The organism is Stenotrophomonas sp. Steno-C17 (genome assembly GCF_056393165.1).
In genome coordinates this window covers 121,490-141,961 of record NZ_JBWJPD010000004.1, presented here as the reverse complement: position 1 = coordinate 141,961, position 20,472 = coordinate 121,490, and the positions used below count along the sequence as shown (strand labels likewise).

The following is a 20,472-nucleotide window of genomic DNA, read 5'->3' as shown; positions in this document are numbered from 1 at the left end:
CGTTCGGGGTCGATCCGGTGCGGCAGGATCAGACGTTGAAGCGGAAGTGCAGCACGTCGCCTTCCTGCACGCGGTATTCCTTGCCTTCCAGGCGCAGGCGACCGGCTTCCTTGGCGCCGGCTTCGCCCTTGTACTTGATGAAGTCGTCATACGCGATGGTTTCGGCGCGGATGAAACCCTTCTCGAAGTCGGTGTGGATGACGGCGGCCGCCTGCGGGGCGGTGGCGCCCTTGCGCACGGTCCACGCGCGGACTTCCTTCACGCCAGCGGTGAAGTAGGTCTGCAGGCCCAGCAGGCTGTAGGCCGCGTTGATCACGCGGTTCAGGCCCGGCTCGCTGAGGCCGAGGTCGGCCAGGAAGGTGTCGCGGTCTTCGTCGTCGAGCTGGGACAGCTCTTCTTCGATCGCGGCCGACACCGGCACCACCTGCGCGCCTTCGGCGGCGGCGTGGGCGCGCACGGCGTCCAGGTGCGGGTTGTTCTCGAAGCCATCTTCCAGCACGTTGGCGATGTACATCACCGGCTTGAGGGTCAGCAGGAACAGATCACGGACCAGGGCCTTCTCTTCCTCGTCCAGGCCGACCGAACGACCAGACTTGCCGTCGGCCAGTGCGGCCTGCAGCTTGGCCAGCACCGGCTTGCGCGCGGCCGCTTCCTTGTCGCCACCCTTGGCAGCGCGCTCGGCACGGTTCAGGGCTTTTTCCACGCTGTCCAGGTCGGCCAGGGCCAGTTCGGTATCGATGGTTTCGATGTCCGAGATCGGGTCGACCTTGTTGTTGACGTGGATGACGTCGGCGTTCTCGAAGCAGCGCACCACGTGGGTGATCGCATCGACTTCGCGGATGTGGGCCAGGAACTTGTTGCCCAGGCCTTCACCGCTGGCAGCACCGGCCACCAGGCCGGCGATGTCGACGAATTCCACGGCGGTCGGAATGACCTTCTGCGGATTGATGATGCCGGCCAGTTCGCCCAGGCGCGGGTCCGGCACCGGCACGATGCCGACGTTCGGTTCGATGGTGCAGAACGGGAAGTTCGCCGCGGCGATGCCCGCCTTGGTCAGCGCGTTGAACAGGGTCGACTTGCCGACGTTGGGCAGGCCGACGATGCCGCATTTGATACCCATGGGTGACAGCTCTCTGGGGTGAAAGTGATTGGTGAAACAGCGCGCGCGCTGCTTGGCCAATCCATCTCGGTGTCGATCATTGTGTGCCAACCAAGGTTGGCACCTACCGGAGTGAAACGTGCACCAACCAAGGTTGGCACCTGCCAGAAGCGCTATTTCGGGGTGTGCAGCCGCTTCATCGCTTCGTTGAAATCGCCCTGCACCGCCAGCGGCAGCACGTCGATGGCATCGTCGATGGCACGGGCAATCAGGACGTCGTCTTCCTTGGATGGGCGACCCAGCACCCAACCCACCACGCGATCCTTGTGGCCGGGGTGGCCGATGCCCACGCGCAGGCGGTGGAACTTGCCGTGGCCGAGCAGGCGCATGGTGTCGCGCAGGCCGTTCTGGCCGCCGTGGCCGCCGTCGAACTTCAGCCGTATCGCACCGGGCGGCAGGTCCAGTTCGTCGTGGGCCAGCAGGGTTTCCTCCGGCTCGATCTTCCAGAACCGCTGTGCGGCGGTGACCGACTTGCCGCTGAGGTTCATGAAGGTGGCCGGCTTCAGCAGCCAGACCGTCTGCCCGGCGATCTCGACCTTGGCGGTCTCGCCGAACAGCTTGCTGTCCACGTTCCAGCGCGCACCGGCTTTTTCAGCCAGGGCCTCAACGAAATGAAACCCGGCATTGTGCCGGGTCCGGGCGTGTTCCGATCCGGGGTTGCCCAGACCGACAATCAGTCGCAATCCTGCCATGGTTCCTTCCAGCACGGTGCCTGCCCGAAGGCAGGCACCGCTTGGGTATTACTCGGCAGCCGCTTCTTCGTCGGCCGCATCGGCCTTGCCGGCCTTGGCGGTGACGATGGCGTCGTCGTGGTCCTTGCCCAGCGCCAGGGCCGGGATTTCCACGCCCTTCGGCAGCTTGATGTTGGACAGGTACACCACGTCACCGGCCTTCAGCTCGCCCAGGTCGACTTCGATCGACTCCGGCAGGTCCTTCGGCAGGCAGGTGATGGTCACTTCCTTCAGTTCGTGGGTGACCACGACGTCGGCAGCCTTGCCAGCCGGCGAGGTGTCTTCGTTGACGAAGTGCAGCGGGACCGAAGCGGTCAGGGCTTCGTTCTCGTTCACGCGCTGGAAGTCCAGGTGCATGATCAGCTGCTTGTACGGGTGGCGCTGCATGTCACGCAGCAGGACCTTCTGCACCTGGCCGTCCAGGTTCAGGTCCAGGATGGAGGCATAGAACCACTCGTTCTGCTGGGCCAGCCAGATTTCGTTGTGGTCCAGGCTGATGGCGACCGGCTCGGCGTTGCCGCCGTACACGATGGCCGGGATCACACCAGCGTGACGCAGGCGGCGGCTCGCACCCTTACGCTGCAGTTCACGCTTGGTGACCTTGATTTCATGGGTCTTCGACATTTTCGACTACTCAGGTTGTTGCCTTGCCTTGCGGCGAGGCGGTTGAAGATGCTTCCGCGACCAGAAGCATCCGGGGCATGCCCCCACCGTTGCCGGCAGGGGCGAAAAACTCAATCGACGTACAGCGAGCTGACCGACTCGCCGAAGGCGATGCGGCGCATCGTTTCGGCCAGCATTTCCGCCACGCTCAGCTGGCGGATCTTGCTGCACACGCGCGCGGCGTCCTTCAGCGGAATGGTGTCGGTGACCACCAGTTCGTCCAGCTGCGAATTGGTGATGTTGTCCACTGCCGGGCCCGACAGCACCGCGTGGGTGCAGTAGGCGGCGACCTTCAGCGCACCGCGCGCCTTCAGGGCAGCGGCAGCAGCGCACAGGGTGCCGGCGGTATCGACGATGTCATCGACCATCACGCAGGTCTTGCCTTCGACGTCACCGATGATGTTCATCACGGTGGAGACGTTGGCGCGCGGGCGGCGCTTGTCGATGATCGCCAGATCGGCGTCATCCAGGCGCTTGGCCACGGCACGGGCGCGGACCACGCCACCCACGTCCGGCGACACCACGATCAGGTTCTCGGTGCCGTAGGCGCGCCAGATGTCGGCCAGCAGCAGCGGGGACGCATACACGTTGTCCACCGGGATATCGAAGAAACCCTGGATCTGGTCGGCGTGCAGGTCGACGGTCAGCACACGGTCGGCGCCGGCGGTGCTGAACATCTTCGCGGCCAGCTTGGCGGTGATCGGCACGCGCGAGGAACGCATGCGGCGATCCTGGCGCGAGTAACCGAAGTACGGCACCACGGCGGTCACGCTGGCCACCGATGCGCGCTTGAGCGCGTCGATCAGCACCAGCAGTTCCATCAGGTTTTCCGCGCTCGGCGCGCTGGTCGGCTGGATCACGAAGACGTCCTGCTTGCGCACGTTCTCTTCGATTTCCACCTGCACTTCACCATCGGAGAAGTGCGAGACCAGTGCCTTGCCCGGGCGAACCCCCAGTTCCTTGCAGATGTTCTGCGCCAGACGTTTGTTGGCGTTGCCGGAAAAGACCAGCAGGTTCGGGGACTCTTGCATCATGATTGTCTCGGGCGGGGACGAGTGGCGGGGATCCGGTAACGGCAAGGACCTTGCGGCCCTTGCTGCTGACAACACCGCGGTTGTTTCCACGTCCCGCGCGGTCGATGCGCTGGAAGGCGCGGACACAGCCGCAATTGGCAGGGGCGGTAGGATTCGAACCTACGAATGCCAGGATCAAAACCTGGTGCCTTGGGCCTCTTGGCGACGCCCCTGCAGTAATGAATCAGTGTTGCTCGAGTGCTTCCAGCAGTGGCGAACGCATGACGCCCGCTGCCACCCTTGCCCGCAACTCCTTCGGCAATTTCGCTCGTCCCTGCTCTGCGGCAGCCTGCGAATCGAACTCGACGAAACAACCACTTCCGGACCCGGTCAAACGTGCCTGGCCTATGTGGCTCAACGCGGCAAGCACCGCCTCGACGGCAGGCTCGCGGCGGCGCAACACCGGCTCGAACACGTTTCCGACCAGAGCGCCGGAAGCGAAGTCCTCTATTTTCGCAACTGGGCTGTCGCGCGTCAAATCCGGGTCCGCAAACAGGGCCGGGGTCGGCACATGAACGCCGGGTTCGGCGATCACATACCAGGCCGGGCGCAGGGTGATCGGGCGCAGGCGCTCGCCCACCCCTTCGGCCCAGGCATTGCGGCCACGCACGAACACCGGCACGTCCGCCCCCAGGCGAAGACCCAGGGCGGCCAGCGCATCTTCGTCCAGACCGGCCTGCCAGAGCCGGTTCAGCACCACCAGCACGGTCGCCGCGTCGGAAGACCCCCCGCCGAAGCCACCGCCTGCCGGAACATGCTTTTCGACGACGATATCTGCACCATGGGCGACGTTGGCAGACTCTTTGAGCAGGCGCGCCGCACGCACGGCCAGATCCTGATCCTCCGGCACGCCCGCCAGACCCGCGCCCTGGCGACGCACCTGGCCATCTTCACGCAGGCGCAGGCCGATCCGGTCGCCCCAGTCCAGCAGCCGGAATACGGTCTGCAGCTCGTGGTAGCCGTCGGCGCGGCGGCCGGTAATGTGCAGGAACAGGTTCAGCTTGGCCGGGGCCGGCCACCAGGACCAGCCCTCGGCGTCGATCTGCGCGGTCATGGCGCGTCGCTGCCCCACTGGTCCACCAGCAGACGGACCTTGGCGTCCTCGCGGCTGGCTTCGATGCGCCGCGGCAGCGCCGGGCGCCCTTCCTGCGCCGGGTACCAGTCCAGGTACTGGATCAGCCAGCCAGCCTGCTGCATGCGCCGCGGTCGGCCGTCGGCATCACGCTCCACGGTGCTTTCGCCGCTGCCACGCAGCACCAGGCCGCGGGTCCAGTCAGACAGTTCGTTGACCGGAATGTCCCAGCCGGTGGCATCGAGCAGCAACTGGCGCGCGTCGTCACCGGCGCGCGGGCCGTCGCCCAGCCCCTCCAGGCGCGCCCCACCCTGCACCGCGTCGCCCTGCAGGGTCCAGCTCTGGCGGGTGACCGGCGCGCTCAGCTGCACCCGGTACTGGCTGCCCTGCTGCACCCAGTCGATGCGACCACTGCCGCCATTCTTGCCTTTGCTTACCGCAACCCGGCCCTGGAAGGCGTAGTCCGGCTGCGCACGCAGCGCCTGCACGCGGGCCTCTTCGGCGCGCTCGGCGGCCGGCGAAACCGTATAGACGACTTCAGGCGCGGGGGTCTTCTGCGTGCCGACGCTGGTGCAGGCACTGACCGCCAGGGTCACGGCCGCCAGCAGCAGCGGCCGGATCGAGGAAACACTCATGGATTGAATTTCTCGCGGGCGCGCAGCAGCGCGCGGTTCTCGGGGTCCAGCTTGGCCGCTTCGTCGAAGAAGTGGCGGGCCTCGTCGTGCTTGCCGAGCACCCACAGCACTTCGCCCACATGGGCGGCGATCTCCGGGTCCTTGGCCAGGGTCCAGGCGCGGCGCAGCTGCACCAGCGCTTCGTCATTGCGGCCCAGGCGATAGAGCACCCAGCCGTAGCTGTCGACGATGGCGGCATTGTCCGGCTCGGCCACGCGCGCGCGGTCGATCAGTTCCAGCGCTTCCTGGTAACGCCCGGTACGGTCGGCCAGGGTGTAGCCCAGCGCGTTCAGCGCCGGCACGTTCTCCGGCTCGGTGACCAGGATCTTGCGCAGGTCGGCCTCGGCGCGGGCGATGTCATCGCGGCGCTCCCAGGCCAGTGCGCGCGCGTACAGCAGCGCGTTTTCGTCCGGATAGGCGGCCAGGCCCCGGGCCAGGGCATCCAGCTCGCCCGGCAGATCGTCGGCGCGCTGGCGCAGCTCGGCTTCCAGCAGATAGGCATCGCGGCGCACGTCATCGTCCACCGTCGCGTCGGACTGGATGGCATGCACTTCCTGCAGCGCCAGGTCCTGGCGCCCGGCCAGGCCCTGCGCGTTGGCCGCACGCAGGCGCGCTTCGTTCAGCTCTTCGCCGCCCGGCACGCTGTGGTACCAGTTCACCGCCTCGGGGTAACGCTTCAGGTATTCGGCGATCTTGCCCAGCAGCAGGCGCTGCGCAGGGTCAGGCTTGGCCGCCTGGCGCGACAGCTCGTTGTACAGGTTGCCCAGGGCGGCGTTGTCGCCCTGCTTGGCCAGCAGCGAAGCCCGCATGCCCCAGGTCTGCACGTTCTGCGGGCCGACCGCCAGCACGCGCTCGGCGGCGGCCGGCTGGCCCAGGCTGTCATAGGCGATGGCCACCGCATTGCGCAGTTCCGGGTCCTGCCGGGTCTTGGGCTCGACCCCCTGCAGCAACGACAGGGCCTGGCCGGTCTGGCCGGCCTGCTGCAACTGGCTGGCCCGCAACAGGGCCACCCGCGGTTCTTCCGGGAAGCGGCGCACCACTTCGTCGATCATCCGCTGCGCCAGTTCGGGCTTTTCCATGCGCAGCGCGAGCCGACCGAACTCCTGCCAGGCCTCGATCTTCGCCGGAATGGCATTGGCATCGACCAGTTCACCCAGCACCTGGGCCGGCACCGCCGGGTCGCGACCACCGCCGATCAGCGCGGCCAGGGCGAACTTCCAGCCCTGCTCGTCGCGATCCTGCAGCAGTGACTGCAGTTCGGCGCGGGCGGTCTTCACATTGCCCTGGCGCATGGCCAGCGCACCGGCGGCACTGCGCATGGGCAGCGAAGCCGGGGCACGCTGCTGCCACAGCGCCAGGCCCTTGGCGGCACTGGCATCGTCGTTGGCCAGCATGGCAATACGGGTGGCCCGTTCGGCCAGCCCGGCATCGCCGTCGGTCTGCTGGGCCGCCTGCAGGTACCAGCGCGCGGCCTCGGCCAGCTTGCCGGCCTGCAGGGCGAATTCCCCGGCCATCACCGGTTCCAGGGCCAGTTCTTCCGCCGCCGGGGCCCGCGCAGGGGCCTTGGCCGGCGCCGCCGCCAGCACCTGGGCACAGGCCAGGGACAGCAGCAGAACACTGGGGATGCGAATCAATGCGGGCATCGTCGGCATCGGGGCCTTAAAATGTCATCCAATGGCCAGCAGCTTATCGCAAGCAACTGAACAATGACCCTGTGGGTGCTCGGACTGAATCACCAGACCGCACCGGTGGAACTGCGCGAACGCGCAGCCTTCGCCGGTGAGGCGCTGCCGCGCGCGCTCGGTTCGCTGCGCGATACCCCGCAGATCGCCGAAGCGGTGCTGCTGTCCACCTGCAACCGCACCGAACTGTACGCGGTGGCCGACTCGGCGCAGGCCCTGGACCAGTGGCTGCAGCAGCAGGCCGGCGATCTGCAGGGCTATCTGTACCAGCACGCCGACGCCGAGGCCGTGCGCCATCTGTTCCGGGTCGCCACCGGGCTGGATTCCATGGTGCTGGGTGAACCGCAGATCCTGGGCCAGGTGAAGGATGCCTGGTCCACCGCGCGCGACCACGGTCTGCTCGGCCAACGCCTGGACCGGCTGTTCCAGCAGACCTTCTCGGTGGCCAAGCGCGCCCGAACCGATACCCAGGTCGGCGCCAACCCGGTGTCGGTGGCGTCGGCCGCCGTGCGCCTGGCGCAGAACGCGTTCGCACGACTGGACGAATCCACCGTACTGCTGGTCGGCGCCGGCGAGACCATCGAACTGGCTGCGCGCCACCTGAGCGAAGGCAAGGTGCGGCGCCTGCTGATTGCCAACCGCACGCTGGCCCATGCCCAGGAGCTGGCCAGCCGCCATGGTGGCGTGGCCCTGCCGCTGACCGAGCTGGAACGCCACCTGGCCGAAGCGGACGTGGTGTTTTCGGCCACCGCCGCCCGCGAACCGGTGATCCACCGCGCGGCCGTGGCCAATGCCCTGCGCGCGCGCCGGCACAAGCCGATGCTGCTGTTCGACCTGGCCGTGCCACGCGACATCGAAGCGGAGGTGGGCACGCTGAACGATGCGTTCCTGTACACCGTGGATGATCTGGAACGCGCGGTGGAAGACAACCGCCGCGGGCGCCGCGAGGCCGCCGCCGAAGCCGAAGCGATCATCGACCTGCAGGTGTCGCGCTACGTGGAAACCCTGCAGGCCAGCGCCCACCAGGCACCGCTGCGGCAGCTGCGCGCCTTCGGCGAAGCCACCCGCGCCGAACTGCTGGAGCGTGCGCGCCAGCAGCTGGCCAACGGCAAGCCGGCCGACGAAGTACTGGAGCTGCTGGCCCACGGCCTGACCAACCGTTTGCTGCACCCGCCCACTGCGGCCCTGCGCGCCGCCGCGCTCACCGGCGATGCCGACCTGACCCGCGCCGCGCAGCGCCTGTTCCCGGCCACGCCGGGCTACCACCATCCACCCGTGAGACCCGATGACGCCGACCCTGCGCCGTAAGCTGGAAGCGCTGGCCGAGCGCCGCGAAGAACTGGAACGCCTGCTCGCCGAACCCGACGTGGTCGCCGACAACACACGTTTCCGCGATCTTTCGCGCGAATTCGCCCAACTGGAACCGATCGCCACGGCCCTGGCCGAGGAAGCCCGCGCCAAGGCCGACCTGACCGCGGCCGAAAGCATGCGTGCCGACCCCGACCTGCGCGAGCTGGCCGACGAAGAGATCGCCGCCGCACAGGCCCGCCTGCAGGAACTGGAACAGGAACTGGCGCTGCTGCTGGTGCCGCGCGACCCGCGCGACGACGGCAACCTGTTCCTGGAAGTGCGCGCCGGTACCGGCGGTGACGAAGCCGCGATCTTCGCCGGCGACCTGTTCCGCATGTATGCGCGCTACGCCGAGCGCCAGGGCTGGAAGGTCGAAGTTGAATCGGACAGCCCCGGTGAACATGGGGGCTACAAGGAAGTGGTGGCCCGTGTGGTCGGCCGCGGCGCGTTTTCGCGCCTGAAGTTCGAATCGGGCACGCATCGCGTGCAGCGCGTGCCGGCCACCGAATCGCAGGGCCGCATCCATACCTCGGCGGCAACGGTGGCGATCATTCCCGAAGCGGACGAAGTGGATGACATCGTCATCAACCCGGCCGACCTGAAGGTCGATACGTTCCGTTCGTCCGGCGCGGGCGGCCAGCACGTGAACAAGACCGAATCGGCGATCCGCATCACCCACGTGCCGACCGGCGTGGTGGTGGAATGCCAGACCGAGCGCAGCCAGCACGCCAACCGCGACAAGGCGATGAAGCGCCTGAAGGCGCAGCTGCTGGATGCCGAGCGCCAGCGCCAGGATGCCGCGCAGGCCGAATCGCGCCGCCTGCAGGTGGGCAGCGGTGACCGCAGCCAGCGCATCCGCACCTACAACTTCCCGCAGGGCCGGATCACCGACCATCGCGTGGAAGGCCTGACCCTGTACGACCTGCCCAACGTCCTGGCCGGCGATCTGGATCCCCTGCTGCAGCGCCTGAGCCACGAGCACCAGGTGGACGCCCTGGCCCAGCTGTCGGCGGGCTGAGCGGCGTGTCGGCCTGGCAGCAACGGCAGCAACTGCAGCAGGCACTGGCCCGCCAGCCCGGCGATTTCATCGCCTGGGTCATGCTGGCCGACCTGGAGCTGGAAGCCGGCGACATCGCCGCCGGTGAACGCGCCGCACGCCGTGCATTGCAGCTGCGCCCGGACCATCCCGAAGCGCTGGCGCGGCTGGGCCGCGTGGCCTGGATGGCAGGCGTACATGCCGATGCGGCGGCCCTGCTGCGCCAGGCCTCTGCGTTGGCGCCGCAGCATCCGGGCATTGCCCTGTGGCTGGGCCATGCGCTGGAAGACGCCAACGATGCTGAAGGTGCTGCCGACGCCTACCGGCGCGCGCACACCCTGCTGCCGGGCGAGCCCTACATCGCGGCGCAACGCCTGGCCTGGCAACGCCGTCTATGCGACTGGCAGGACCTGGATGCGCTGGCCGCGCAGGTCCGGCGTGCGGTGGCCTCGGGCCAGGGCGCCGTTGAACCGTTCGCCTTCCTCAGCGAAGACGCCAGCGCGGCTGAACAATTGACCTGCGCGCGCGGCCGCGCCACGGCCGTGGCTGCCTCGGTGCGCCCGCTGGCGCCGGCAACGGTGCGCGCGCACGGGCCGCTGCGGGTGGGCTTGCTGTCCAACGGCTTCGGTGCGCACCCGACCGGTCTGCTGACGGTGGCACTGTTCGAACAGCTGCGTGCCGATCCCGCTCTGCAACTGCACCTGTTTGCCCTGAACCGCGATGACGGCAGCCGTATCCGCCAGCGCCTGCAGGCGGCCACCACGCTGCATGACGTGGCCGGATTGCGCCACGCCGAGACCGCCGCACGCATCCGCGCGCAGGCCATCGACGTGTTGTTCGACCTGCGCGGCTGGGGCGGTGGCGGTACGCCGGAGGTGCTGGCCATGCGCCCTGCCCCACTGCAGCTGAACTGGCTGGCCTACCCCGGTACGTCGGGCGCGCCGTGGCTGGATGCGGTGGTGGCCGATGGGTTCGCCCTGCCCGCTGCGCTGGAACCGCATTACAGCGAACGCGTGCTGCGCCTGCCGCGCGCGTTCCAGCCGTCGGACAACACCCGCGTACTGGAACCGGCCCCGGACCGTGCTGCCTGCGGGCTGCCCGCCCAGGGCGTGGTGTTCTGCTGCTTCAACAACAGCTACAAGCTCAACCCGCGCAGCATGGCACGCGCCTTTGCGGTGCTGCAGGCGGTACCGGGCAGCGTGCTGTGGCTGCTGTCCGGGCCGGGCAATGCCGATGCGCGCCTGCGCACGGCGGCACAGACGGCCGGGGTGGATCCCTCGCGACTGGTGTTCATGGCCAAGCTGGCCCACCCGCAATACCTGGCGCGCTACGCGCTGGCCGACCTGTTCCTGGACACCCATCCCTACAACGCCCACACCACCGCGTCGGACGCGTTGTGGGCTGGCTGCCCGGTGCTGACCTGCCCAGGCGATACCTTCGCCGCACGCGTGGCCGGCAGCCTCAACCATCATCTGGGCCTGGACGCGATGAACGTGGCTGACGATGCCGCCTTCGTGGCCACCGCCAGCGCGCTGGGCAACGATCCCGTGGCCCTGTCGGCGCTGCGCGCGCAGCTGGCGCAGGCGCGCGAGCGCAGCGGCGTGTTCGATATGGCCGGGTTTGCGCGCGACCTGTCGATGCTGCTGCAGGCACTGGCCCGCGAGCACGGGTGGGTGGGCGTAGCTGGGTAGAGTCGACCGTTGGTCGACTGCTCCCGCGGGCCGCGACTGAAAACCCCGCGCTGCGCGCGATAGTCGACCAACGGTCGACTCTACCCCGGCGTCCACATCGACTGGGCAGCCGCTGCGCTAGGCTCGGGACTCCTTCCCGCGTGGTGCACCCATGGGCAAGATAAAACGCAAGGACTACGACGCACTGCTGCAGCCGCTGCAACTGGAACTGACGGCGATGGCGCGCTGGGTACAGCACACGGGGCAGCGCCTGCTGGTGCTGTTCGAGGGCCGCGATACCGCCGGCAAGGGGGGCGCGATCCAGGCGATCAGCCAGCACCTGAACCCCCGCCAGTGCCGGGTGGTGGCCCTGCCCAAGCCAACCGACCGCGAGGCCACCCAGTGGTATTTCCAGCGGTACGCCAACCATCTTCCCGCCGCCGGCGAGATCGTGCTGATGGACCGCAGCTGGTACAACCGTGCCGGCGTGGAACGGGTGATGGGCTATTGCAGCGAAGGCGAGTACCAGCGGTTCCTGCGCCAGGCGCCGGTGTTCGAACAGCTGCTGGTGGATGAGGGCATCCTGCTGTTCAAGTACTGGCTCTGCGTGGACCAGGCACAGCAGGAGAAGCGCTTCGCCGAGCGCCACGTGGACCCGCTGAAGGGCTGGAAGCTGTCACCGGTCGATCTGAAATCGCGCAGCAAGTACAGCGCGTACACCGAGGCACGCGAGGCGATGCTGCGTGCGACCCATCGCGAGCAGGCGCCATGGACCCTGGTGGATTTCAACGACCAGCGGCTGGGGCGGCTGACCCTGGTACGCAACCTGCTGGACCGGTTGCCCGACACGCGGGTGGATGCGCCGCTGCCGGAACTGCCGGCGCTGAAAGGCAAGCTGCACCGCGAGCACTACGACGTGCTGGAGCCGATCGAGGACTTCCCGGTCGAGGATCGGTAGATCCACGCCATGCGTGGATGGATCGGGAGGGGGTCAGAGCCCGTTGCGTAGCAACGGGATCCGACCCCGCCGTTTTTTCAGTCGACCAACGGTCGACTCTACCGGGCTGCGGCGATCTGTTGTTCGATGTCGGCGGCGGTGACCGGGCCCAGGAAGGTGTGCGCGACCTTGCCGTCGGGCGCGATCAGGTGGGTCAGCGGCAGCCCGCGCGGGATGGCGAAATCGGCCGGCGGGTCGAAGGGATCGACCACCACGATCGGATAGGTCACCGGGTGCTTGACCAGGAACGCCTGCATGTCCGGCGCTTCGATGTCTTCGTAGGCCAGGCCCACCACTTCGATGGTGTTGCGCATGGCATGCAGCGCCGACAGCTCGGGCATTTCCTTGCGGCACGGCGCACACCAGGTGGCCCAGAAGTTCACCACCACCCACTTGCCGCGATGGGCCGCCAGGTCGTAGTCGCTGCCGTCCACCGCCTTCATCTTCAGCGTGGGAAATTCGGCGGTGGTTCGCTCGGCAGGCGTTTCATCGATCGGCGCCGGCGCGGCGGCGGTCGGGGCCTGTGCGGGCGGCGCGCTGCTGGACGGCGCCGGTTCCTGGGCCGGCTTGCAGGCCGACAGCGCCAGCGATGCAGCCAACGCAAGGACCAGCGGCAGCGGAGTGGTGCGGATCATGGGGTGTCTCCAGAATCAGGATAGATATCGCTGACGCGGCGCTTGAGGCGCTCGCGCAGCGGCAGGCGAAGTTCATCCAGCGCCGCCATGGCGGCCCGGCCCAGACTGTCGTCGCGGTACGGCAGATGCTGTTCGGCCACCGGAATGCGCAGCTGCGTGGACTCGTACAGGTCGGCCAGGCTGACCTGGTCCAGGTCGCGCGCCAGCAGCCATTCGCCACGCTCGTCACGGCGCAGCAGGCCGATGGCCTGCAGGTTGCACACCAGGTCCTGCAGCAGGGAATCGGTCAGCATCGGCTCCATGCGCAGGATCTCGTCATCATCCAGCCCCTTGCCTGCAGCCCGCGCATAGTGGAAGCGCCCGAGCAGGCGCAGCAGGCCATAGAACTCGTAGCCCTGCGGCAGGCGCAGTTCGACCGGCTGGTAGCGGAAGGCGGCCATGGACGAGGCCAGCGAGGCGCCCAGCAGCACCGCCACCCAGCACAGGTAGATCCACAACAGCAGGATCGGCACGAACGCCACGGTGCCGTACAGCTTCTGGTACGACTGGAAACTGCCCAGGTAGGCGCCGATGCCCCACTTCACCAGTTCCAGCATCACCGCGGCCAGCACGGCGCCGGGAATCGCGTGGCGCCACTTCACCGTGTGGTGCGGCACCACCCGGTAGACCAGCATGATGCAGACGAATTCGATCAGCACCGGCGCCAGCCGTAGTGCCAGATCCGCCAGCCAGCGCCCCTCCTGGGTGCCGAACAACGGCAGGGCGAACACCCGCGCCGACACCGCCAGCGAGGCCGCAGCCAGCATCGCGCCCAGGGTCAGCACCGTCCAGTAGACCAGGAAGCGGGTGAGCTTGGGGCGGCTGTTGCCGATGCGCCAGATCTTGTTGAAGGTTTCTTCCACGCTGTTGAGCGTGATCAGCAACGACACCACCAGCGCGATGAAGCCGGCGGCGGTGAGCTGGCCGGCACTGGCCGAGAACTGCCGAAGGTAGCCTTCAGCGGCGCGCGCGGCGCTGGGCACGAAGTTGGAGAACACGTAGTCGCTGAGCTGGTCGCTCCAGCGATCGAACACCGGGAATGCCGAAAGCACCCCGAACACCACGATCGCCAGCGGCACCAGCGCGAACACGGTGGTGTAGGCCAGCGCCGCAGCGGCCTGGAAAAGGCGGTCGTCGAGAAAGCGCCGCCACAGGAAGCGGCCGAAGCTGGCGGTCCGTGCGCGATCCCGCGCGCGCTCCATCCACAGGTTGAGCGTATCCAGAGGTTCCATCGGCGCAAGGGTACCCGATGCGGAATGCGTGCAGGATAGCCATACTGGCGTCCACACGATGAGGAGACCTGGGCACGATGGGCGAGATCCTGGTGCTGTACTACAGCCGCGGCGGTTCGGTGGCACGGCTGGCGCGCCAGATCGCGCGTGGCATCGGCGAAGTGCCGGGCATGAGCGCGCGCCTGCGCACGGTGCCGCCGGTGGCCGCGGTGACCCAGACGGCGCAGCCCCCCGTGCCCGATGAGGGCGCGCCCTATGTAAGCGTGCAGGACCTGGCCGAATGCCAGGGCGTGCTGCTGGGCAGCCCGACCCGTTTCGGCAACATGGCCGCGCCGGTCAAGCATTTCCTGGATGGGCTGGGCGCCGAATGGGTGAACGGCACGCTGGCCGGCAAGCCGGCCGGGGTGTTCACCTCCACCGCCTCGATGCACGGCGGCCAGGAATCCACGCTGCTTTCCATGCAATTGCCGCTGCTGCACCACGGCTGCCTGATCGTGGGCATCCCGTTCACCGAGCCGGCGCTGAGCCACACCACCGGCGGCGGTACGCCCTACGGTGCCAGCCACGTGGCCGGCGCCGCCGACGACCCCCAGCCCAGCGAGGATGAAGCCCTGCTGGCGCGGGCGCTGGGCCGGCGGGTGGCCGATATCGCGCAGCGGCTGGCCCGATGAACCGCGCGCCGCGCACCGTGCTGCTGCTGGCCCTGCTGGGCCTGGCCGCGCTGTTCGTCGGCTGGTTCATCAATGACAAGCACTGGCTGGCGACCCAGCTGGTGTTCACCGCCCCGCCGGTGGCGCTGGCGATCGCCCTGCGCCTGGGCTGGCGCAAGGCCGGCTTCTGGGCCTCGGTGCTGGCGCTGGGCTGGTTCAGCCACGGCGTGATGAGCGCCTGGAGCCACCCGCAGACCCGCGGGCTGGCCCTGATCGAAGTGGCACTGGCGCTGCTGGTGATCTTCGCCGCCAGCCTGCCCGGCCTGCGGGCCCGCTTCAGCAAGCGGCGCTGACGCTGCGCCCGGCGCCACGTATCATCTGCAGTCCCGGCCCCGCGCCGCTGTACCAGTCCTGGTTTCGCGCATGCACATGATGGAAGAGCTCCTGGTCGTCACCACCGGTGGCACGATCGACAAGATCTATTTCGACGACAAGTCGGACTACCAGATCGGCGACCCGCAGATCGGCATGATCCTGCGCGAGCTGGGGGTGACTTTCCGTTTCAACGTGATCCCGATCCTGCGCAAGGATTCGCTGCATATCAACGATGAGGACCGCGAGCTGATCCGCGCCACCATCGCCGCGCAGCCGACCCGCCACGTGCTGGTCACCCACGGCACCGATTCGATGGTGCAGACCGGCCAGGTGCTGTCGACCATTGCCGACAAGACCATCGTGATGACCGGTGCGCTCAGCCCGGCGCGCTTCCGCGGCTCGGATGCCGAATTCAACATCGGCTGTGCGATTGGCGCGGTGCAGTCGCTGCCGTCGGGCGTGTACATCGCCATGAACGGCCGCATCTTCGATCCGCAGCACGTGCGCAAGAACGTGGCCGCCAACCGCTTCGAATCGGTCTGAGGTTCCACGGCGCGCTGTCGCGCGGATGGATTCGGCGTTTCGGTTGCTGCTGGGTTGAGGGGATGATCCCCCCGACGCAGGACACGCCGTAAACCCGTCCATGGGGGCTCGTAGGCGCCATCCCTGGCGCCTGCGGTCCTGCATCGGGGGGATCATCCCCTCCTGACAGATCGCCGCGTGCGGCCAGCAGGACCAAGTACCTTGCACCGCGACGCTTTGATGCAGCCGCCGCCCATGAAAAAAACGCCCCGGCCGAAGCCGGGGCGTGCCCTTGGAGAGGGACTTGGGCTCAGTACTGGGCGTTGAGGGACACGCCCGAGAAGGTGCTGTAGGCCTTCACCCGCACATGCCAGGTGCCCGCCGCCGGGCTGTTCACCGTGCACGTCTCGTTGTTGCCGCTCAGGTACGGGCGGCAGGTGTAGGTGGTATCGGTCGGGGCGCTGCCCTGGCGGATGTACAGATCGGCATCGCCGCTGCCACCGCTGATGGCCACGCGCAGCTGGCTGCTGCCGGCCGGCACCTGCACGGTGTAGCTGAGCGAGGCGCCGCTGGATGCACCCAGGCCGGTCACCGGCACGTTGTTCTGCAGCACGGTGCCACCCGGTTCCGGGGTGGTGCCACCACCGCCGTTGATGGCCGCAGTCACCGCCGCATCGGCGTCGACGATGCCGGCACCACAGCCACCCGAGCAGGCACCCGGCAGCGCGCGTGCAGTGCTCTTCAGGATGCTTTCCACCTGGGCCGGGCTGAGCGGGCTCGGTGCCACCGACTGCATCAGGGCCACCACACCGGCCACGTGCGGCGCCGCCATCGAGGTGCCGTTGTACGAGGCGTAGCTGGGGCTGGCCGGCACGGTGGTGCCGCTGTTGAGGGTGGACAGGATGTTGGCACCCGGTGCCGACACGTCGATGCCGGTGCCGTAGTTGGAGAAGCTGGCGCGGGCGCCGGCCGAGGTGGTGGCCGCCACGGCGATCACGTTCGGGCAGTTGGCCGGCACGGCCGAGGACACGTTGGTGTTGCTGTTGCCAGCGGCGACGACCACGGTGGTGCCACGGCCAACCGCGCCGTTGATCGCGTTCTGGTAGGTGGTGGAGCAGCTGCCGCTGCCACCCAGCGACATGTTGATGACTTCGGCCGGATTGGCATTGGCGGGCACGCCGCTGACGGTGCCACCGGAGGCCCAGACGATCGCGTCGGCGATGTCGGAAGTGTAGCCACCGCACTTGCCGAGCACGCGCACCGGCACGACCTTGGCGTTGAAGGCGGTACCAGCCACGCCGGTGCTGTTGTTGGTGACCGCAGCGATGGTGCCGGCCACGTGGGTACCGTGCCAGCTGGAATCGGATGCCGGGTAGCCGGTGCCGCATTCGTTGGCGGCGTACCAGTCGCCTTCGTCGTTCGGGTTGTTGTCGCGGCCACCGCCATCGCGCGCCATCGCGGCATCGCTGATGAAGTCATAGCCGGGCAGGATGTTGGCGTTCAGGTCCGGATGGCTGGTGATGCCGGTATCGATCACGGCCACGACTACGCCGGTGCCGGTGGCCTTGTCCCACGCCGGGCGGACGTTGATCGAGGCGTTGGAGGTGCCGAAGCCCCACTGTTCGCTGAGGCGGGCATCGTTGGGCACCAGGGTCGGCCGCATGATCTGGTCGACTTCCACGTATTCCACGTTCGGGTCAGCGGCGAGCTTGCGCATCAGCAGCTCGGATTCGGCCTGGTCCAGCGCGCGGTCGGTCTTGACCACGGTCGGGCCGATGGCCAGCTTGCGGACTTCCTGCAGGCCCAGGGCGCGGCCCTGGCTGCTGGACAGGCCGGCTGCAGCGGTCTTCAGGGACGAGGCCAGTGCGGTGGTGTTGGCCACCGGGGCACTGCCTTCACGGTACTTCACGATGAAACGCTGGTGCGTCGGGGCGGACTGCAGGCCGCTGAGCTGGACGTCACCGGCGAAGGCCGGGGCGGCCAGCAGCAGGGAGGTGACAACGGATGCACTGAGAACCACCCACGACTTGCGCGCACGCAGATGCGAAACCTGGGACATCGGAATTTCCCTTTCTAGTGGTGTGAATGCCGGAATCGGCAGAAGCACCGGAGCGAGCGCTTGGCAAGGAACGAGGGCGCGGCTCGGCGTCCGGTGAGTCAGCGGATTCCCCTGTCGATCCGCTGTCAGATGACGCTAAAGGCTCAATCCGGACACCACAAGATTTTCAGTGTCTTTTCAGCAACATGAAATGTCTGTTCTGAGACTTCCCGTGTGGAGGGTTTGTGAAGGTGAAGGAACTTTCACGCCACCTGCACAGACATGACTGGGACATGAGCTGTCCTGCGATGTCTTTGCTGACATCGGCAGTGGCGCTGCCGGGATGGGTCGCTACAACGCAGAAAGCCCGTCGCGGGGACGGGCTTTCCGGGGAAACCAGCAGAGCAGTCGAGCATGGCTCGACTCTACAGGAGCGTGGAGCGATGCAGTCGAGCAAGCTCGACTCTACGATTGCATGGGGGCGATCAGCCCAGCTTGACCAGCCAGTTGTGGCGGTCCGGCAGGCGGCCGTACTGGATGTCGGTCAGTTCCTTGCGCAGCGACATCGTCACTTCGCCGGCCGGCGCGTTGATGTCACCCACCGAGAAGCCTTCGCCCTTCAGCTGGCCGATCGGGGTGACCACCGCAGCGGTACCGCAGGCGAACACTTCGGCGATCTCGCCCGAGGCCACGCCCTGCTTCCACTCGTCGATGGTGACCTTGCGCTCTTCAACCTTCATGCCGCGGTCGCGGGCCAGCTGCAGGATGCTTTCGCGGGTGATGCCTTCCAGGATGCTGCCGGACAGTTCCGGGGTGACCAGGGTGCCGTCCTTGTAGACCAGGAAGACATTCATGCCGCCCAGTTCTTCCAGGTACTTACCTTCCACCGGGTCCAGGAACAGCACCTGCGAACAGCCCTGCGCCTGCGCCTTCTGCTGCGGCAGCAGCGAAGCGGCGTAGTTGCCACCGCACTTGGCCGCACCGGTGCCGCCCTTGGCCGCACGCGCGTATTCGGTGGACAGCCAGATCGACACCGGGGCCACGCCCTTGGCGAAGTACGGGCCGGCCGGGCTGGCGATGACGTAGTAGCCGGCCTTGTGCGCGCCGCGCACGCCGAGGAAGGCCTCGTCGCCGATCATGAACGGGCGGAAGTACAGGCTGGATTCGTCGGCCGACGGCACCCAGTCCTTGTCCAGCGCGATCAGCTGCTTCAGCGATTCAACGAAGATCTCCACCGGCAGTTCCGGCAGCGCCAGGCGCTGGGCCGAACGCTGCAGGCGGCGGCCGTTGGCGTCCGGGCGGAAGGTCCAGATCGAACCGTCGGCGTGGCGGTAGGCCTTGATGCCTTCGAAGATTTCCTGGCCGTAGTGCAGCACGGCCGCGGCCGGGTCCAGCTGCAGCGGGCCGTAGGCGCGCACGTTGGCGTTGTGCCAGCCGGCATCCTTGTCCCAGCGCACTTCCACCATGTGGTCGGTGAAGTGCAGGCCGAAGCCCGGCTTCTCCAGGATCTGGGCGCGCTCTTCAGCGCTGCGCGGGTGGTCCGAACGGGTAACGGCGAAGCTGGGGATGGACTGGGACACCGGAGGATTCCTGTTCTGGTTGCGGGTAGTGCCGGGCCCGCCGGGGGCGGGACCGTGGGTCAAAGCATGCCGGTTTCGAGCCGCGCTGCCTCGGACATCATGTGCTGGTTCCACGGCGGGTCGAACACCAGCTCGACGTCGGCCTGGGCCACCGTCGGGATCATTTCGAGCTTGCTGCGTACATCGTCCACCAGGATGTCGCCCATGCCGCAGGCCGGCGCGGTCAGCGTCATCTTCACGTCGATCTCGCGCTGGCCTTCGTCCAGGTGCTTGATCTCCACTTCGTAGACCAGGCCCAGTTCGACGATGTTGACCGGAATTTCCGGGTCGAAACAGGTGCGCAGCTGCTGCCACACCAGCTGTTCGACCTGCTCGTCGGTGGCGTCGTCGGGCAGTTCCAGCGGTGCTGGCGCCTCTTTGCCGATGGCATCGCCATCCTTGCCGGCAATACGGAACAGATTGCCTTCGACAAACACCGAATAGCTGCCGCCCAGCGCCTGGGTGATGTACCCATAGCTGCCGGCAGGCAGGGTGACGGTGTCGCCCTGCGGGACCATCACGGCCTCGCAGTCGCGTTCGAAGTGGACAGGTTCGCTGCTACGGGAATACATGGGGATCGATATGGGGCCGCGGGCCGGGCCGCGCAAGCCTGCATTCTACCCCGCCCGCCCCACCGACGCCGGTGCGCTGCGGCAAACCACAGTATCCTGTGGCTGACTTTCAGGAAGCTTCGATGTCCTCCAATGCCACGCGTGCCAGGACCGTGACCTGGCTTTGGCCCTTCATGCTGCTGCTGGGCCTGGTTGTTGCTCCCATGGCCTGGGTGCTGCTGGCCCTGATGACCGGCCGCCAGGTCGGCTGGATGGCGGTGGTGACCGCACTGGAACTGGCGTTCATGCTGCGCCTGGGCACGCTGGGCCCGGGGCGGCTGCGCATTGCCCTGGTGGTACTGGGCACGCTGCTGGTGAGCGCGGTGGCTTACTGGGGCATCGCCAGTGCGTGGATGGGCGGTTCGATCGGGCTGAACCCGATGGATGCGTCCCTGCGCATGGGCCCGCACCTGGCCTGGACCCTGACCACTCTGGCCAACGGGGCGATGGAATGGATCTGGCTGGCGGTGGCCGTGGTGGTCGGCGCCTGGCTGGCGCGCTGAGCCCGCCGATTGCTACGCGGCAGGAGCGTGCGGACCAAGGTCCGCACCTACCAGGGATGGCCGGGTAGATCCACGCCATGCGTGGATGCGGGGAGGGCCGGCTGCCGGCCGGCAGGAGCGTGCGGACCAAGGTCCGCACCT

Annotated in this window: 20 protein-coding genes and 1 tRNA gene; 8 read left to right on the top strand and 13 right to left on the bottom strand. The window is 67.8% G+C overall.

From position 1 onward, the window contains the following. Nucleotides 1-28 precede the first annotated feature (28 nt). The 8 genes from ychF to AC06FA_RS05365 form a co-directional block, all read right to left on the bottom strand. Nucleotides 29-1,120 carry a redox-regulated ATPase YchF gene (ychF, locus tag AC06FA_RS05400; protein WP_108748637.1) on the bottom strand — a complete coding sequence of 364 codons (1,092 nt, stop codon included), beginning with the start codon at nucleotides 1,118-1,120 and terminating at the stop codon, nucleotides 29-31. A 152-nt stretch (nucleotides 1,121-1,272) separates the two neighbouring features. Further along, complete coding sequence (gene pth / locus AC06FA_RS05395; RefSeq protein ID WP_478067443.1) at nucleotides 1,273-1,851, bottom strand: aminoacyl-tRNA hydrolase; 579 nt, start codon at nucleotides 1,849-1,851, stop codon at nucleotides 1,273-1,275. Between the two features lie 48 nt (nucleotides 1,852-1,899). After that, nucleotides 1,900-2,514 (bottom strand): 50S ribosomal protein L25/general stress protein Ctc, encoded by a 615-nt coding sequence (locus AC06FA_RS05390; RefSeq protein ID WP_107229949.1) that lies wholly within the window; start codon nucleotides 2,512-2,514, stop codon nucleotides 1,900-1,902. A 110-nt stretch (nucleotides 2,515-2,624) separates the two neighbouring features. Then, nucleotides 2,625-3,584 (bottom strand): ribose-phosphate diphosphokinase, encoded by a 960-nt coding sequence (locus AC06FA_RS05385; RefSeq protein ID WP_025879147.1) that lies wholly within the window; start codon nucleotides 3,582-3,584, stop codon nucleotides 2,625-2,627. A 138-nt stretch (nucleotides 3,585-3,722) separates the two neighbouring features. Next, nucleotides 3,723-3,799 (bottom strand) — tRNA-Gln (locus AC06FA_RS05380). Nucleotides 3,800-3,810: 11 nt separating this feature from the next. Then, nucleotides 3,811-4,680 carry a 4-(cytidine 5'-diphospho)-2-C-methyl-D-erythritol kinase gene (ispE, locus tag AC06FA_RS05375; protein ID WP_478067442.1) on the bottom strand — a complete coding sequence of 290 codons (870 nt, stop codon included), beginning with the start codon at nucleotides 4,678-4,680 and terminating at the stop codon, nucleotides 3,811-3,813. Continuing rightward, complete coding sequence (lolB, locus tag AC06FA_RS05370; RefSeq protein ID WP_478067441.1) at nucleotides 4,677-5,333, bottom strand: lipoprotein insertase outer membrane protein LolB; 657 nt, start codon at nucleotides 5,331-5,333, stop codon at nucleotides 4,677-4,679. The genes ispE and lolB overlap by 4 nt, the downstream gene beginning before the upstream one ends. Then, on the bottom strand, nucleotides 5,330-7,015 hold the full coding sequence (locus AC06FA_RS05365; protein ID WP_478067440.1) for a tetratricopeptide repeat protein: 1,686 nt from the start codon (nucleotides 7,013-7,015) through the stop codon (nucleotides 5,330-5,332). Before AC06FA_RS05365 ends, lolB begins: the two co-directional genes overlap by 4 nt. Nucleotides 7,016-7,078: 63 nt before the next feature. Here AC06FA_RS05365 and hemA point away from each other — a divergent pair, with 63 nt between their 5' ends. The 4 genes from hemA to ppk2 all read left to right on the top strand — a co-directional run bounded on the left by hemA (nucleotide 7,079) and on the right by ppk2 (nucleotide 12,068). Continuing rightward, nucleotides 7,079-8,362 carry a glutamyl-tRNA reductase gene (gene hemA / locus AC06FA_RS05360; protein WP_478067439.1) on the top strand — a complete coding sequence of 428 codons (1,284 nt, stop codon included), beginning with the start codon at nucleotides 7,079-7,081 and terminating at the stop codon, nucleotides 8,360-8,362. After that, entirely contained in the window at nucleotides 8,340-9,422 is a 1,083-nt protein-coding gene (prfA, locus tag AC06FA_RS05355; protein WP_312706718.1) for a peptide chain release factor 1, read from the top strand. Before hemA ends, prfA begins: the two co-directional genes overlap by 23 nt. 5 nt (nucleotides 9,423-9,427) lie before the next feature. After that, nucleotides 9,428-11,131 carry an O-linked N-acetylglucosamine transferase, SPINDLY family protein gene (locus AC06FA_RS05350; protein ID WP_478067436.1) on the top strand — a complete coding sequence of 568 codons (1,704 nt, stop codon included), beginning with the start codon at nucleotides 9,428-9,430 and terminating at the stop codon, nucleotides 11,129-11,131. Nucleotides 11,132-11,282: 151 nt separating this feature from the next. Beyond that, on the top strand, nucleotides 11,283-12,068 hold the full coding sequence (gene ppk2 / locus AC06FA_RS05345) for a polyphosphate kinase 2 (protein WP_478067434.1): 786 nt from the start codon (nucleotides 11,283-11,285) through the stop codon (nucleotides 12,066-12,068). Nucleotides 12,069-12,166: 98 nt separating this feature from the next. Here the strand turns inward: ppk2 and AC06FA_RS05340 are convergent, their stop codons facing one another. Both AC06FA_RS05340 and AC06FA_RS05335 read right to left on the bottom strand, forming a co-directional pair. Then, the gene (locus AC06FA_RS05340) at nucleotides 12,167-12,742 is read right to left on the bottom strand and encodes a TlpA family protein disulfide reductase (RefSeq protein ID WP_478067433.1); all 576 of its coding nucleotides are present in this window, start codon (nucleotides 12,740-12,742) and stop codon (nucleotides 12,167-12,169) included. Continuing rightward, complete coding sequence (locus tag AC06FA_RS05335; RefSeq protein ID WP_478067432.1) at nucleotides 12,739-14,013, bottom strand: YihY family inner membrane protein; 1,275 nt, start codon at nucleotides 14,011-14,013, stop codon at nucleotides 12,739-12,741. The genes AC06FA_RS05340 and AC06FA_RS05335 overlap by 4 nt, the downstream gene beginning before the upstream one ends. Before the next feature lie 77 nt (nucleotides 14,014-14,090). Here AC06FA_RS05335 and wrbA point away from each other — a divergent pair, with 77 nt between their 5' ends. From wrbA to AC06FA_RS05320, 3 genes are all read left to right on the top strand, one after another. Next, nucleotides 14,091-14,684 (top strand): NAD(P)H:quinone oxidoreductase, encoded by a 594-nt coding sequence (gene wrbA / locus AC06FA_RS05330; RefSeq protein WP_108748625.1) that lies wholly within the window; start codon nucleotides 14,091-14,093, stop codon nucleotides 14,682-14,684. Continuing rightward, nucleotides 14,681-15,016: a DUF2069 domain-containing protein gene (locus AC06FA_RS05325; RefSeq protein WP_478067431.1), complete on the top strand. Its 336-nt coding sequence runs from the start codon at nucleotides 14,681-14,683 to the stop codon at nucleotides 15,014-15,016. The genes wrbA and AC06FA_RS05325 overlap by 4 nt, the downstream gene beginning before the upstream one ends. A gap of 79 nt (nucleotides 15,017-15,095) precedes the next feature. Continuing rightward, complete coding sequence (locus AC06FA_RS05320; protein ID WP_478067514.1) at nucleotides 15,096-15,581, top strand: asparaginase domain-containing protein; 486 nt, start codon at nucleotides 15,096-15,098, stop codon at nucleotides 15,579-15,581. Nucleotides 15,582-15,870: 289 nt separating this feature from the next. Here the strand turns inward: AC06FA_RS05320 and AC06FA_RS05315 are convergent, their stop codons facing one another. The 3 genes from AC06FA_RS05315 to sufT form a co-directional block, all read right to left on the bottom strand. Beyond that, on the bottom strand, nucleotides 15,871-17,619 hold the full coding sequence (locus tag AC06FA_RS05315; RefSeq protein WP_478067430.1) for a S8 family peptidase: 1,749 nt from the start codon (nucleotides 17,617-17,619) through the stop codon (nucleotides 15,871-15,873). 464 nt (nucleotides 17,620-18,083) lie between these two features. After that, nucleotides 18,084-19,178 (bottom strand): branched-chain amino acid aminotransferase, encoded by a 1,095-nt coding sequence (locus tag AC06FA_RS05310; RefSeq protein WP_108748621.1) that lies wholly within the window; start codon nucleotides 19,176-19,178, stop codon nucleotides 18,084-18,086. A gap of 59 nt (nucleotides 19,179-19,237) precedes the next feature. After that, entirely contained in the window at nucleotides 19,238-19,789 is a 552-nt protein-coding gene (gene sufT / locus AC06FA_RS05305; protein WP_108748620.1) for a putative Fe-S cluster assembly protein SufT, read from the bottom strand. Nucleotides 19,790-19,911: 122 nt separating this feature from the next. On the opposite strand from sufT, the gene AC06FA_RS05300 reads away from it, so the two are divergent. Next, complete coding sequence (locus tag AC06FA_RS05300; RefSeq protein ID WP_478067429.1) at nucleotides 19,912-20,331, top strand: hypothetical protein; 420 nt, start codon at nucleotides 19,912-19,914, stop codon at nucleotides 20,329-20,331. The last annotated feature ends 141 nt before the right edge of the window (nucleotides 20,332-20,472 follow it).